Source organism: Pseudomonas sp. PK-RTE-24, from assembly GCF_054052265.1.
The window spans coordinates 2,002,135-2,016,495 of the sequence record NZ_CM133224.1 but is presented as its reverse complement, the minus strand read 5'-3'; the positions used below and the strand labels follow the sequence as shown (position 1 = coordinate 2,016,495).

The 14,361-nt window shown below is 59.1% G+C and carries 11 protein-coding genes; 5 read left to right on the top strand and 6 right to left on the bottom strand.

Annotation, left to right across the window (positions count from 1 at the left end; translation table 11 throughout):
* Positions 1-16: 16 nt before the first annotated feature.
* The 3 genes from ACV8MC_RS08920 (at position 17) to ACV8MC_RS08910 (ending at position 2,723) form a co-directional block, all read left to right on the top strand.
* Complete coding sequence (locus tag ACV8MC_RS08920) at positions 17-502, top strand: Hcp family type VI secretion system effector (RefSeq protein ID WP_256808021.1); 486 nt, start codon at positions 17-19, stop codon at positions 500-502.
* Positions 503-606: 104 nt separating this feature from the next.
* Positions 607-1,962, top strand: a complete 1,356-nt coding sequence (locus ACV8MC_RS08915) for a hypothetical protein (protein WP_457265049.1) — start codon at positions 607-609, stop codon at positions 1,960-1,962.
* Positions 1,959-2,723: a hypothetical protein gene (locus ACV8MC_RS08910; protein ID WP_457265047.1), complete on the top strand. Its 765-nt coding sequence runs from the start codon at positions 1,959-1,961 to the stop codon at positions 2,721-2,723. The genes ACV8MC_RS08915 and ACV8MC_RS08910 overlap by 4 nt, the downstream gene beginning before the upstream one ends.
* 58 nt (positions 2,724-2,781) lie before the next feature.
* Here ACV8MC_RS08910 and gbcB read toward each other — a convergent pair whose 3' ends face one another.
* Complete coding sequence (gene gbcB / locus ACV8MC_RS08905) at positions 2,782-3,882, bottom strand: glycine-betaine demethylase subunit GbcB (RefSeq protein ID WP_016772824.1); 1,101 nt, start codon at positions 3,880-3,882, stop codon at positions 2,782-2,784.
* Positions 3,883-4,178: 296 nt separating this feature from the next.
* Here gbcB and gbcA point away from each other — a divergent pair, with 296 nt between their 5' ends.
* Both gbcA and ACV8MC_RS08895 read left to right on the top strand, forming a co-directional pair.
* Positions 4,179-5,474, top strand: coding sequence for a glycine-betaine demethylase subunit GbcA (gbcA, locus tag ACV8MC_RS08900; RefSeq protein WP_016772823.1), 1,296 nt, complete (start codon positions 4,179-4,181; stop codon positions 5,472-5,474).
* A 274-nt stretch (positions 5,475-5,748) separates the two neighbouring features.
* The gene (locus ACV8MC_RS08895) at positions 5,749-6,720 is read left to right on the top strand and encodes an IS110 family RNA-guided transposase (protein ID WP_252867835.1); all 972 of its coding nucleotides are present in this window, start codon (positions 5,749-5,751) and stop codon (positions 6,718-6,720) included.
* Positions 6,721-7,578: 858 nt separating this feature from the next.
* Here ACV8MC_RS08895 and etfB read toward each other — a convergent pair.
* The 5 genes from etfB to ACV8MC_RS08870 form a co-directional block, all read right to left on the bottom strand.
* Positions 7,579-8,349 carry an electron transfer flavoprotein subunit beta gene (etfB, locus tag ACV8MC_RS08890; RefSeq protein WP_095181374.1) on the bottom strand — a complete coding sequence of 257 codons (771 nt, stop codon included), beginning with the start codon at positions 8,347-8,349 and terminating at the stop codon, positions 7,579-7,581.
* A gap of 9 nt (positions 8,350-8,358) precedes the next feature.
* Positions 8,359-9,579, bottom strand: a complete 1,221-nt coding sequence (gene etfA, locus ACV8MC_RS08885) for an electron transfer flavoprotein subunit alpha (RefSeq protein ID WP_252877025.1) — start codon at positions 9,577-9,579, stop codon at positions 8,359-8,361.
* Positions 9,579-11,528 (bottom strand): dimethylglycine demethylation protein DgcB, encoded by a 1,950-nt coding sequence (gene dgcB / locus ACV8MC_RS08880; RefSeq protein ID WP_252884943.1) that lies wholly within the window; start codon positions 11,526-11,528, stop codon positions 9,579-9,581. The genes etfA and dgcB overlap by 1 nt, the downstream gene beginning before the upstream one ends.
* A gap of 153 nt (positions 11,529-11,681) precedes the next feature.
* Positions 11,682-13,742, bottom strand: a complete 2,061-nt coding sequence (gene dgcA / locus ACV8MC_RS08875) for a dimethylglycine demethylation protein DgcA (protein ID WP_041476756.1) — start codon at positions 13,740-13,742, stop codon at positions 11,682-11,684.
* Positions 13,743-13,757: 15 nt separating this feature from the next.
* Entirely contained in the window at positions 13,758-14,288 is a 531-nt protein-coding gene (locus tag ACV8MC_RS08870) for a 4-vinyl reductase (protein ID WP_039757633.1), read from the bottom strand.
* Positions 14,289-14,361: the final 73 nt, after the last annotated feature.

Below are 14,361 nucleotides of genomic sequence, written 5' to 3'. Positions count from 1 at the left end.
TCAAGGAGCGCACGCGATGGCAATTCCCGGCTACATGACGATCACGGGCAAGACCCAAGGGCTGATTTCGGCAGGCTGCTCAACGCCTGATTCGGTCGGCAACAGATATCAGGCGGCACACACCGATCAAATCATGGTGCTGTCGTACAGCCACAACCTCGCCAACCTCGACAACTCTCACCGAGCCACCCACGCGCCGGTCATTGTCACCAAAGTCGTCGACAAATCTTCACCGCTGCTGGCCCAGGCACTGGCCAACCGTGAAGAGATCGACTGCAAGATCAACTTCTACCGAACCTCCCCTCAGGGTCAGCAGGAAAAATACTTTTCTGTCTCGATCGACGGTGCGGTGCTCACCGAACTGAACCTGGATATGCCCCACGTCATTCTGCACAACGACGCGGAACCTCAGGAGCAGGTCGCCATTCGTTATCGTGGCATCAGCTGGGTGCATCACCTCGCCGGGACCAGCGGCCATGCCTCGTGGGGCGAAGAAGGTTGAGCGATCGGCGCCATGGTCTCAGCGACGTTCGACACGTTGCCGGCAAGCTGCTCGCACAGGCACAGACAGTCGGCTCACATCATCTGGCATTCGGCAGTGCGCGCGTGCAGTTCAATCAGGAGGTCGCGCGCTTCGCCAAGGGCATTGTCGATGATGTCGCCAGCGGCCGCCTTTCAGCGGACATGGGCCTTGACGCCTTTGCACAGGAACAGCGTCATCTTCTGAACCAATCCAGAGTTCTGGCACGCGGCACCAAAGGTGCCGTTCCTGAAGCGGTAAAAAAACGCCCGTTATCGATGCTCAGGCAGCCTGCCTCGCGCTCCGATCCAGACAGGTTGCTGCGCGCGATTCATCAGCAGAACCTCAGAGTGGCGCGCGTTAATAACAGCAGCACCGCGCGCAGCCCTCACCCCGTCAACGACTTGAAGTTCTTCCCCAGCGAGCACTGGCCGCAAGATCGCCCGGCCCCATCTGAGCCGGGGTTTTACATCGTGCCGAAAAGCATTGTCACCGAGAAGCTTGAGGCACAACTGCTCCCCTCCGCCAACCCGAATGTCATCGCCAGATTCAGAAGTTTGAATCCGACCCCGGACATGATTAAAGCCGGTTCGATGATAGTGCTGAGCGACCCTGACAACCAGCAATGCACATACGAAGAAGCGTTGCTGATGCAGACCGCCCGTTTCGTCAGTGCGACGCTGGGACCACTGACCGTGGAAGAAGCGGATTTCATGGCGCAGCACTATGGCGTGATCCAGACCGCACTCGCCTATGAATCAAAAGTGATCGGAGTCGTCACGGCCATGGCAGCCAATCATCTGGATGGCATAAAAAATGTTCTCGCAGATCTTGAGAAGTTGCATGTTCAAACGCTGGACGTAAAAGGCCACCGGGTCTCTGAAGAATTCATAAACAAGCGTGACCAATTACTCAAAAAGCTGGACGTCCAACTCAATCGGTTCACCCGGCAGAGTATTGGCATCCCCGATTACCCGAGCCTGAAGACCACTCTAGGCATTGATCATCCCTATCTTGTGCACCACTGGCGAAAAGCCGACGGCATCGGCCAGAACCCAGGTTATGCCACGCATATTCGGGCAGTCAGCCAAGCATCACAGTACGTTAAATATGGCGGCTGGATCGGTACAGCGGTGGGTGGTGGCGCCTCCGCCTTAAAGGTGCAGGATGTCTGCATGCACGGAAGCGCGGAGGCATGTGAAAAAGTGAAGTTCACGGAGAGCGGAAGCTTTTTGGGTGGTGTGGGTGGCGGAATGGTTGCCGGCGCGCTCGTAAGCTTGACTGCCTCAACAATTTGCGTAGGCGCTGGCCTCCCGACAGGCGGGCTTGGCACTGTACTTTGCAGTGCGCTACTGGCAGGACTCGGAAATTATGCCGGCGGGACTTTGGGCGAGAAAGGCGGCGAACGGATCGCACAGAAAGTATACGAGGCTGTTAAATGACTCTTCGTACTTCAGAGAAAATATTCTTGTTGATTGGTATTGTAGACTTCGTCGGCATATTTACTTTGATAGGAGTGATGTTGTATGTCGCGAAAACAAAGACCGAAATCATATTGGACCATCTAACAAACAGTTCTATTTCGAGCAGACTGATAATGCTTTGGCACGGAGGTCCTTGGGGCAAAATCTACATGATGGGAGAAGTGTTCGACATCATGCGAAACCCTGAATTTTACATTCACACAGGAAAGCTTTGCGCGAAAGACTTCGAAAACTTCCCCAAAAAACTGAAAAAGAACCTGATTATTTTATACAAACTGGTTTTCATTTTTTTTGCAATTATGATGTGCCTGGGAATAAGCTCATCCGTAGATCAAATTAACAATATCGTAAAAGATCCAATTGTGATCATGACACTGGTGAGTTTCACAGGTCTTTTAGTGGTAAATGGAATTTTACTTTATACCGCCAAGAGAAGACTGGAAACGATCCTAAATAGCCTGAAACGCAGTTCAATCACATCGTCTTTGCTCATGTTATGGCAAGCGGGCCTGGGGGGACGTATTTATATGTTGGGTGAAATTTTCGGCATCCTCAAACAACCCGCACGGTACATTTCCCAAGGCAAAGTCAGCGCAAGAGACGTTAAGAATTTCCCGCCAAAACTCAAACGCGACCTGCTCAAACTGAATAAATACCAGCAAATATTTGGCTTTGCCTTTGTGGGCTTCGGCCTGCTCGCTTTGTTCGGGCTGATTTGAAATTGCACTTTCCCGGTCGATCTCCTCATTTAGGAGATCGACCCAAGTTCATGCCTATTTAAAACTCAATCCGCACATCCCCCTTCGGCACGCTGCAGCACGACAGGATAAACCCTTCCGCCTCGTCGTCCTCGGTAATCCCGCCGTTGTGCTCCATCTCCACTTCGCCGCCCAGTTTCATCACCTTGCACGTTCCGCAAATGCCCATGCCGCAGGCTTTCGGGATCATCAGGCCGAGCTTGGCGGCGGCTGCGTGTACGGTTTCGCCCGGGCCGACGCGAATGCTTTTGCCGGAGGCGGTGAATTCCACCTGATGCAGATCCGCGGCGTCGATTTCCGGCGCATCGGCGGCTTGTTCGGCCTGTTCCACCGCGTCGGCGCGGGCCTCGGGTGGCGTGGCGCCGAAGGATTCTTCGTGGTAGCGCGACATGTCGTAGCCGGCCGCTTCCAGCAAGCGTTTGACCGCAGTCATGTACGGCGTCGGGCCGCAGCAGAACACTTCGCGTTCGAGGAAGTCCGGAACCATCAGTTCGAGCATCTTGTGGTTCAGGTAACCGCGATAACCGGCCCATGGCTCACCGAGGCCGTGTTTTTCGCAGATCAGGTGCAGGCTGAAGTTGTCGATCCGCGACGCCATGTGCTCAAGCTCGCGGTGGTAAATGATGTCTTTCGGCGACCGCGCGCTGTGCACGAACGTCATGTCGACGTTGGCGTTGGTGTCGTAGAACCAGCGCGCCATCGACATGCACGGGGTGATGCCGACGCCACCGCTCAGATACAGGACCTTCGGGCTCGGGAAGTCGATCGCGTTGAACAGCCCGACCGGGCCGTGCACCGCCAGTTCTTGCCCCTCATGCAAAGTGTCGTGCAACCAGTTCGAGACCTTGCCGCCCGGCACGCGTTTGATCGTCACCGAAAAGCTGTACGGCACCGACGGCGAGCTGGAGATGGTGTAGGAGCGCATGATCGGCTGGCCTTCGATTTCCAGCTCCAGGGTGACGAACTGCCCCGGCTTGAAGAAGAACAGGATCGGCTGGTCGGCCATAAAGCAGAAGGTGCGCACATCCCAGGTTTCCTGGATGACTTTGACGCAACGGACAATGTGTCGGCCATTGGCCCAGGTCTGGGTGGTGACCGGATTCAGGAAGCTGTTGGACATGCTGTTCTCCACGGCCGACTGTCGGCCTCTTGTCGGCGATTCTGCGTATAGCGCAGACCGTGCGTTTACCTATCCGCGACATTGACATACTTATCGCGACCAGCCCTTGAACACCGGGGCTTGCGCGTCGGGAACAGATTGCGCCATGTCGCGCATGGATAAGGTTCCCCCCAGCGCCGGCCCCACACTCGCCCCAACACAAGACGACTTCTTTACACCTTGCGTAGCAACCGTTTTGCAGCACACCTGATCAGCCACTTTCGCCGGCCACGCAGAGGGCCATGAGGATTACATCGATGGACGTCACCGCAAAAATCAGCCTGGGCGATCCGCTGGAACCCGCACGCAAGGCCACCGCACAAATGCTGCAGGAGCGCGAGCGCACTTTTTCCCTGCCACAGCCGTTCTACAGCGACGAGCGCCTGTTCGATATCGATATGCAAGAGATCTTCCAGAAAGAATGGTTGATCGCCGGCATGACCTGCGAGATCCCGGCCAAGGGCAACTACCTGACCCTGCAGGTCGGCAAGAACCCGATCATCGTCATTCGCGGCGCCGAGGGCGTGGTGCACGCGTTCCACAACGTCTGCCGCCACCGTGGCTCGCGCCTGTGCACCAGTGAAAAAGGCAAAGTCGCCAAACTGGTCTGCCATTACCACCAGTGGACTTACGAACTGGACGGTCGCCTGCTGTTTGCCGGCACCGAGATGGGCGCCGACTTCGACATGAAGCAGTACGGCCTGAAACCGGTGAACGTGAAGACCGCTGGCGGCTACATCTTCATCAGCCTGGCGGAGAACCCGCCGGCCATCGATGACTTCCTGTCGACGCTCAACCATTACATGGAACCGTACGACATGGAGAACACCAAGGTGGCGATCACCACCACCTTAATGGAAAAGGCCAACTGGAAACTGGTGCTGGAAAACAACCGCGAGTGCTACCACTGCAACGCATCGCACCCGGAACTGTTGAAAACCCTGCTGGAATGGGACGACGTCACCGACCCGCGCGCCGATCAGGCGTTCAAGGATCACGTCGCCGCTTCCGCCGCTGCCTGGGAAGCGGAAAAGATCCCTTACGCTCACGCCAGTTTCGGCTTGCGCAACCGTATCGTGCGCATGCCGCTGCTCAAGGGCACCGTGTCGATGACCCTCGACGGCAAACAGGGCTGCGCCAAACTGATGGGCCGCATCAAGAACCCGGACCTGGGCTCGATGCGCATCCTGCACCTGCCGCACTCGTGGAACCACTGCATGGGCGATCACATCATCGTCTTCACCGTGTGGCCGATCAGCGCCCAGGAAACCATGGTCACCACCAAGTGGCTGGTGCACAAGGACGCGGTGGAAGGTGTCGATTACGACGTCGAGCGCATGCGCCAGGTGTGGGATGCGACCAACGATCAGGACCGCCGTCTGGCTGAGGAAAACCAGCGCGGGATCAACTCCACCGCTTACCAGCCGGGGCCTTACTCCAAAACCTATGAATTCGGCGTGGTCAACTTCGTCGACTGGTACAGCGAGAGGATGTTGAACAACCTCGGGGCTGAGCCAGCGCCTTACCTCAAAGGCGTACCGGTTCAGGGCTGATCAAGAGCAAAAGATCGCAGCCTGCGGCAGCTCCTTGTATCTCGACTAACGCTCCGTCAGGAGCGATAGTTCTCGACTGATCATCGAGGGAGGGACTTGGAAGCCGCGCAGCTCCTTAGGCTTTTTGCCTGTGACGTAGATCGTGCTCCAGCCCTCCACACTCACTCGTACAGTTCGCACGGTATCTTGGGCCCGCCTGCGGCGAGAGCCCGCATTCGCAAGGTTGGACAGAGTGACGTGATGATCGCAACAGGGAACAAGTGGAGAATCAATCATGTCCGGTTTCGTTGGCGTCGACATCGCAAAGAACACCTTTGATATCGCTACACACCAGCCCAACGGCAAGCACAAAACCAAGGCCAAGCTGGCCAACGATCCAAAGGGCTTTAAAGAGTTTGAGGCGTGGCTAGAAAAAAATGCCGAGCGTTCGGCCCTGATCGTGATGGAAGCCACCAGCGTCTACCATTTGGAGCTCGCGGAATTCGTTTACAACAAAGGCTTCCGGGTCTGCGTCGTGAACCCGGCTACGACCAAAGCGTACGCTGACAGCGAACTGCGCCGCATCAAGACTGATAAAAGCGATGCCAAACTGATCGCCGACTTTGCCCGGGAAAAGGATCAAAAACTTCACCCATGGGCGCCTGAGCCGCTGAAATACCGCCAGTTAAAAGCAATGGTGCGCCGCCTGGATGACCTTCAGGAAATGGAACAAATGGAGCTTAATCGTCTGGACGTTTCCGACGAAAAGGTCAAAGACTCGATCAACTCCGTTCTGCGCCATATCGAAAAAGAGATCGTAGAAACGCATAAGGCGATCAAAAAACACATCGATGACGACCCGGATATGCGTCAGATGCGGGATCTCATCGTAACCATCGACGGCATCGGACAAAAAACGCTTGAACGATTGCTCGCCGAACTGGGTGACTTGCGCAAATACAGTGATCCTCGCCAACTGGTCGCTGCTGCAGGGCTGAATCCAAAGCTGCAGGAATCAGGAAAGCTCAAAGGTCACACCCTGATCTCAAGAGTAGGGTCAGCACGGCTGCGTGCAGGCCTTTACATGCCTGGCATGGTGGCGCTGAAACACAATAAGGCGATCAAGGCGATGAAAGAACGCCTGGAAGCCAATGGCAAGGCCCCCAAGCAGATCATCTGCGCAGCAATGCGCAAGCTGCTGCACTTCATTTACGGAGTGCTCAAGTCAGGACTGCCATATGACCCGAAACTTGCGCTTGCCCGGTGAGGCTCAAGACGGTATCTACAGGTGGAATGCATTCCCCTGTGGGAGCGAGCCTGCTCGCGAAGACGCCCTGACCCACGCTACATCTCCCAGCTGATCAATTTCCGATCAACCACCCCCGCCCCCATACCCACCAAGCCCTCCAGCCTTCCGCAAACAAGTTATCCACATACCCGCCCACAGCAAATGGGGGTAACTGTGGATGACTCAAAAAATATCCTGCTGATTTGCAAAGAAAAATCGTGACTTATGCTGAATCGCGGTTTCTCAAAACAATTGATCGTTTTTTGATCACACTCGTACATAGCACGTATTCAGAGGCCTGTAGCGGGTAGCGAACATGTTATCCACAGAAGCGCCAACAGAGATCGGGGACAACTTTCAATCTCCTGTGGAAAAACACCTGTGACTGGGGAAAACCCCTTCGCGTTAACAGCTCTCGGCGCCCGGGGATCACATTTGATCAATAATTGATCAAACCCATGTAAGGCCTGCTCCATATGGCGTACAGCTGATAGCGAACATCTTATCCACAGAAGCGCCAACAGAGATTGGGGGCAACTTCTCGATTAATACCGAGGGAAAAGCCCGTTAAATCCGTGAGTTACGCTGATCGTTTTTTGATCTTATGGCTGGAAGGCTTGAATGGCGTAGGGTACGAGCAAGGGCGAACACGTTATCCACAGCTTCGCCAACAGGGATTGTGGGTAAGCAGTACAGATTGGCGGTGAAGAAATGCCAATGTGGGAGCGAGCCTGCTCGCGAATGCGTCGGGTCAGTCGATGCATGTGTCGGCTGACAGTGCGCTTTCGCGAGCAGGCTCGCTCCCACAGGAGTTATTCCATGCCTGGAAGAGGGTGACTAGCGGACAACGCCCTCTTCAATCAGCAGCTTCAGAATCGCCTCCGCCCCAGCCTGCGCGGTAACGCCCTTGAGCACCTGCCCACCGCCACCACTGGCTTTGGCCGTAGCGGCCTTCATCCGGTCGGCGCCGCTCTTCGCCTTGATCACCTTCAAGCGCTTGGGTCGTGGCTTGGCCGGTTGCAGCGTGGCGACGGCCAACAATTGGTCCTCAACAACTTCAACGTCATCGGCGGCCAATTCGCCCCGTCGCGCCGGGCCGTACGCGCTCTGCCGAGGCTTCGGGGCGGCGTTATCCACAGTCGCCAGAAACGGCAGTTTCACCTTCAAGCGGCGTCGCTGCCCGCGCGGCAACGCTTGCAGGACCAGCGCCGAACCGTCATTGATTGATTCGACCTGCGCCAGGCCCACCACCAGCGGCCAGCCCAGGCCTTCGGCCAGGAGGAACGGCAACATCCCCGAACCTTCCCCGGTTTCCGCTTGGCTGCCGGTCAGCACCACTTGCGCCCCGGCGTCGCGCAGGTACGCGGTCAGCGCCGGCAATGCATCGGCGCCAACGGGTTGTTCCAGCACATGCAGCTGTTCCAGGCCCATGCCCAGATAGGCACGCAGGGCCGGTTCGGCAACATCACCGGCATGCAGCACTTGCAGGTTATCCCCAGCCAATTGCAGGCCCAGTTCCACCGCGCGCGCATCCTGATCGGCGCGCCGTGGCCGACCTGAGGTCGGGTGAGCGCCGATTGAAACCAGACTGATAACGTTCGTGTTCATAGGGTTTCCTTACGCCGCATCGCGCTTGGCTTCGTTGCGGTAAGCCGCGACCGCTTCGATCAACGCTTGCAGAATTTCTGCGCTTTCGCCGATCACCGAGAGGTCGGCACGCTTGATCATGTCGCAACCCGGATCGAGGTTGATTGCCACCACCTTGTCGCAGGCGCCAATGCCTTGCAGGTGCTGGATTGCGCCAGATATACCCACAGCCACATAGACCCGCGCGGTGACCCAGGTGCCGGACGCGCCAACCTGGCGATCCCGCGCCATGAAGCCGTCGTCCACCGCCACCCGCGAAGCGCCTTCGGTGGCGCCGAGGGCTGCGGCCGTTTCGTGGAACAACTGCCAGTCCTTGACGCCGTTGCCGCCGGAGAAAATGAACTCCGCTTCGGCCATCGGGATCGCTGCCGGATCCACCGCCACGGCACCAAGATCTTCGATTCGCGACAAGCTGCGCGCGACGCTTGTGAATAACTCCACTGGCAACGCTTCGTGACGAGTTTCGCTGACCGGTTCTGCGCATTCGGCAGCGGCGAGAATCAACCGCGCCACCGGACGCGCCAGATCTTGCAATCCGGCCCCGGCGCGGCCGATGCACTCCTGATCCTTGACCTGCCAGACCCGCGTGGCCGGGCGCTCGCCCAGTGCAGCAGCAAAGCGCCGGCCGAGTTCGCCGCCACCGCTGCGGCTGTCCGGCAGCAACCAGTGACGCGGGTTGAATTGGTTATCCACAGCGCGCAACCCCTGCACCCGTTGCTCCGGTGCATAACCGCTGAATTCCTCGCCTTCAAGCACCAGCAAGCGATCAACGCCCGCGGTTTCGAAAGCGCTTTCCTTGTGCTCGCCGAACACCACGGCGAGCACCGCACCATCGGTGCCGGCCAGTTGGTGAGCAAGGCCGAGCAGATCGCGGTCGTGGCTGCTCAGGCGACCACCGACCATATCCGGCACCACACTGATGTAGAACGCCGGGGCCGGTACCTGATGCAGCGGCAACTGCACTTCAACAGCAGCCGAGCGTTTGACCGCCCCACCCTGCTGCGCGCCGCTGCGGTCAATGCGTTTGATGCCGTTGGGGCCGATAAAACCCATGCCGTGCAGATTCTTGCGGATGACGCCATTGGGACCCATCCAGCTGTGCTGCGCCGGTTGCATCGCCGCGTGCAGCGGATGCAGGCGGTTGCGCGCAATCCATTCGGCGCGCGGGTCGCGGCGGATAATGTCGCTCATCAGTGCACCTCCGCAGGTTCACGTTTGGCCGGGGTGGCAGGCTTGCTTGGCGCGGCGTCTTCGAGCAACGCGTCGGCGACCAGTTCGGCGATGTCCTTGATCAGCGGACGCGGCTCGACCACGCCTTCGAGCATCGCCGTGCACTGTGGACAACCCACCGCCACCAGTTCGGCGCCGGTTTCGCGGATGTCTTCCATGCGCATGTCGGGGATGCGCTGCTTGCCCGGAATGTCGGTGATCGGCGCGCCGCCACCGCCGCCGCAGCAGCGCGAGCGGAAGCCGGACCGTTGCATCTCTTTGACTTCAATGCCGAGGGCACGCAGCACTTCGCGCGGCGCTTCGTACTCGCCGTTGTAGCGGCCCAGGTAGCACGGATCGTGATAGGTCACGCTGTTGCCTTTGTGCTGCCCGAGGTTGAGCGCGCCGGCCTGAATGATCTCGGCCATGTAAGTGCTGTGGTGCTGCACCAGATAGTTGCCGTCGAAGGCGCCGTACTCGTTTTTCAGCACATGGAAACTGTGCGGATCGCAGGTGACGATGCGGTTGAAACTGTATTTGGCCAATGTCTGGATATTGCGTTTGGCGAGCTGCTGGAACGTTGCTTCGTCGCCGAGACGCCGCGCCACATCTCCGCTGTCGCGCTCCTCAAGACCGAGTACAGCGAAGTCGACTTTCGCTGCCTTCAGCACTTTGACGAAGGCACGCAGGGTGCGCTGGTTGCGCATGTCGAACGCGCCGTCGCCGACCCAGAAGAGCACGTCGGTGGATTTCTTTTCGCTGAGCAGAGTGAGGTTCAGGTCCGCTGCCCAGTTCATCCGCCCGCCCGGGGCGAAACCGCCGGGGTTGTCGGTTGCAATAAGGTTCTCGAGAACTTCGGCACCCTTGTTCGGCGTCGCGCCTTTTTCCAGGGTCAGATGCCGGCGCATGTCGACGATCGCATCGACGTGCTCGATCATCATCGGGCACTCCTCGACGCAGGCACGGCAGGTGGTGCAAGACCACAGGGTTTCGGCGTCGACCAGACCATTGACGATCGGTTGGTGCGGATTGCCGCCATGCTCGCCGATTGGTTTGCCCGGATACGGGCTGCCGGCGAACTTAGCGTCAGTGCCGCCGGCGAGGCCGACGACCATGTCCTGAATCAGTTTTTTCGGGTTCAGCGGCTGGCCGGCGGCGAAAGCCGGGCACGCTGCTTCGCACTTGCCGCACTGCACGCAGGCGTCGAAACCGAGCAACTGGTTCCAGGTGAAATCCTTGGGTTTTTCCACGCCCAGCGGCGCATCGGGATTGTTCAGGTCCAGCGGTTTCAAACCGGTCGAGCGCCCGCCGCCAAACCGTTCCGGGCGACGGTGCCAGGCCAGGTGCAGAGCACCGGCAAAGGCGTGTTTCATCGGCCCGCCCCAGGTCATGCCGAAGAACAGCTCCGACACGCCCCACAGCACGCCAACACCGAGGATGGCGGCGAGCACCCAACCGCCGAAGTTTTCCGGCAGGATTCCCGCCACCGGCAGGGTCACCAGGAAAAACGACGCGGAGAAGGCCAGCAGGCTTTTCGGCAGGCGCATCCACGGGCCTTTCGACAGACGCGCAGGCGGATTGATCCGGCGCAGGTACATGAAGATCGCGCCGACGAACATCACCGCCGACATCAGCAGCAAGGCGTAGCCAAGGATGCGGTTATGCAGGCCGAAACCGTGCACCAGAATGGCCAGCACAATCGACGCCACCGCACCGCCCGCCGTGGCGACGTGGGTGTTGGCAATGTATTTGTCCCGCGCGACGACGTGATGCAGGTCGACCATGTAGCGCTTGGGCATGGCCAGCAGACCGCCGAGCAGATCGACCTTCGCCGCCCGCCCCCGGCGCCACATGTTCATCCGCCGCAACGCGCCTAGGACAGCAAGGCCCAGGGCTGCGAACAACAGGATTGGAAGAAGGGTGTTCAACATGGTGAAGCTCCCACCAGACAGCCTGGAGAAACACGATCCGCTTTACTGTGGGAGCGAGCCTGCTCGCGAAAGCGCTGGGTCAGTCGACATCAGCGTCAACTGACAGATTGCATTCGCGAGCAGGCTCGCTCCCACAGGGTTTGGTGCAAGCCGTCAGAAATCCTTGCACAACCGCAGTGCGTCGTAGATCGCGGCGTGTGTGTTGCGCTGCGCCACGCAGTCGCCGATGCGGAACAGCAAGTAGCCGTCGCCCGCTTCGCTCAGCGAAGGTTGCGGCTGGATCGCGAACAGCGCTTCGACGTCGATCTGGCCCTTGTTGCGCGAGCCGTCCTTGAGCGCGTAGTAGATTTCCTCGTCCGGGCGTACGCCGTTTTCGACGACCACCTGATCGACCACCCGCTCCTCTTTCGCGCCGGTGTATTCGTTCTCCAGCACCGCGATCAGCTTGTCGCCTTCGCGGTAGACCTTCTCCAGCATCATGTCGCCGGTCATGATCACTTCTTTCGGGTACATGCTGCGGTAGTAGGTCGGGAACGATGTGCCGCCGATGGCCACGCCCGGTTTGATGTCGTCGGTGACGATCTCGACCTGGCTGCCCTTGTCGGCGAGGAAGTCGGCCACCGACATGCCGGTGAACTCGCAGATGGTGTCGTAGACCAGCACGTTCTTGCCCGGCGCAACCTTGCCGTCGAGCACGTCCCAGCTGCTGACCACCAGCCCTTCGGCCGCGCCCCAGTGCTCGTTCTGCTCAAGGTACGGATGACCGCCGACCGCCAGCACCACCACGTCCGGACGCAGGTCCATGATGGTGTCGGCATCCGCCGCCGTGCCCAGGCGCAGATCGACTTTCAGCCGCGCCAGTTCCAGCTGGAACCAGCGGGTGATGCCGGCTATCTGGTCACGCTGCGGTGCTTTCGATGCGGTGGTGATCTGCCCGCCGATGAAGTCTTTTTTCTCGAACAGCGTGACGTCGTGGCCACGCTCGGCAGCCACGCGTGCGGCTTCCATCCCGGCCGGGCCGGCACCAACGATCACCACTTTGCGTTTCGGCCCGGTGGATTTCTCGATGATGTGCGGCACGCCCATGTATTCACGGGAGGTCGCGGCGTTCTGGATGCACAGCACGTCCAGGCCCTGATACTGGCGGTCGATGCAATAGTTGGCGCCGACGCACTGCTTGATCTGGTCGATCTGGCCCATCTTGATCTTGGCGATCAGGTGCGGGTCGGCGATGTGCGCGCGGGTCATGCCGACCATGTCGACGTAACCGCCTTCAAGGATGCGCGTGGCCTGGTTCGGGTCCTTGATGTTCTGCGCGTGCAACACCGGCACCTTGACCACTTCCTTGATCCCGGCGGCCAGATGCAGGAACGGCTCCGGTGGATAACTCATGTTCGGAATCACGTTGGCCAGGGTGTTGTGCGTATCGCAACCCGAGCCGACCACGCCGATGAAATCGAGCATGCCGGTGTCGTCGTAATACTTGGCGATCTGCTTCATGTCCTCGTGGGACAAGCCGTCCGGGTGGAACTCGTCACCGCACAGGCGCATGCCCACGCAGAAGTCGTCACCGACCTCGGCGCGCACGGCTTTGAGCACTTCCAGGCCGAACTTCATCCGCCCTTCGAAGCTGCCGCCCCATTCATCGGTACGCTTGTTGACGCGCGGGCTCCAGAACTGGTCGATCATGTGCTGGTGCACTGCCGACAGTTCGACGCCATCGAGGCCACCGGCCTTGGCCCGGCGCGCCGCCTGAGCGTAGTTGCCGATCACCCGCCAGATCTCTTCCGGCTCGATGGTTTTGCAAGTGGCGCGGTGCACCGGTTCACGGATGCCCGAGGGCGACATCAAGGTCGGCCAGTTGAAACCGTCCCAGCGCGAGCGACGGCCCATGTGGGTAATCTGGATCATGATCTTGGCGCCATGCTTGTGCATGGCGTCGGCCAGATTCTGGAAGTGCGGAATGATCCGGTCGGTGGACAGATTGACCGAACTCCACCATTCCTGCGGGCTGTCGATCGCCACCACGGACGAACCGCCGCAGATGGCCAGGCCGATGCCGCCCTTGGCTTTCTCTTCGTAGTATTTGACGTAGCGGTCGGTGGTCATGCCACCGTCAGTCGCGTAGACCTCGGCGTGCGCGGTGCTGAGCACGCGGTTGCGGATGGTCAGTTTGCCGATCTGGATCGGCTGGAACATTGCTTCGAAAGCCATGGCACGGTCCTCGGATTACAACGGCTTGACGATAAACAAGCCGTCATCGTGGCCCTCTTCGGAGCCTCCGTAGACTTGTTCGGCCACAGTACGGATCTTGCTGCCACGGGCTTCGAGGATCTGATCCATGGCGCCGGCGAACCAGCCGGTGAACATGTAATCGACCTTGCGCCCGACCTTGCCGTAGACATAGACAAACGCCGAGTGCTCGAGCTTGACGCTGGCGGTGCCTTTGTCGAGGTCGATGTCCTGGATCTTGAACAGACCCCAGCCGCGCTGCGACAGGCGTTTCATGTAGTGCTCGAACACCGCGACGCCCTCCAGGCCGTGGCATTCTGCTTCCTTTTCACACCAGTGCCAGGCGGATTTGTAGCCGGCCTTGTAGAGGATCTCGGCATAGGCTTCAGCGCCGAGCACTTCCTCGATGCCCATGTGGTTGTTGACGAAAAAGTGACGCGGCACATACAGCATTGGCAGGGCGTCGGAGGTCCAGACACCGGTCTCGCTGTCGACTTCGATTGGCAATTGCGGGGCGATCTTGGCCATGGAAACTTAACTCCAGAAAAATGATGGTTCAGTGTTGGCCGCGGCCCTCACCCCAGCCCTCTCCCGCAGGAGA

Bases quoted from the DNA above. Each gene is read 5' to 3' on its own strand.
- ACV8MC_RS08870 (WP_039757633.1), bottom strand. From the start codon at position 14,288: ATGGCCAAGATCGCCCCGCAATTGCCAATCGAAGTCGACAGCGAGACC.
- dgcA (WP_041476756.1), bottom strand. From the start codon at position 13,742: ATGGCTTTCGAAGCAATGTTCCAGCCGATCCAGATCGGCAAACTGACC.
- ACV8MC_RS08920 (WP_256808021.1), top strand. From the start codon at position 17: ATGGCAATTCCCGGCTACATGACGATCACGGGCAAGACCCAAGGGCTG.
- etfB (WP_095181374.1), bottom strand. From the start codon at position 8,349: ATGAACACGAACGTTATCAGTCTGGTTTCAATCGGCGCTCACCCGACC.
- ACV8MC_RS08895 (WP_252867835.1), top strand. From the start codon at position 5,749: ATGTCCGGTTTCGTTGGCGTCGACATCGCAAAGAACACCTTTGATATC.
- gbcA (WP_016772823.1), top strand. From the start codon at position 4,179: ATGGACGTCACCGCAAAAATCAGCCTGGGCGATCCGCTGGAACCCGCA.
- ACV8MC_RS08910 (WP_457265047.1), top strand. From the start codon at position 1,959: ATGACTCTTCGTACTTCAGAGAAAATATTCTTGTTGATTGGTATTGTA.
- dgcB (WP_252884943.1), bottom strand. From the start codon at position 11,528: ATGTTGAACACCCTTCTTCCAATCCTGTTGTTCGCAGCCCTGGGCCTT.
- etfA (WP_252877025.1), bottom strand. From the start codon at position 9,579: ATGAGCGACATTATCCGCCGCGACCCGCGCGCCGAATGGATTGCGCGC.
- gbcB (WP_016772824.1), bottom strand. From the start codon at position 3,882: ATGTCCAACAGCTTCCTGAATCCGGTCACCACCCAGACCTGGGCCAAT.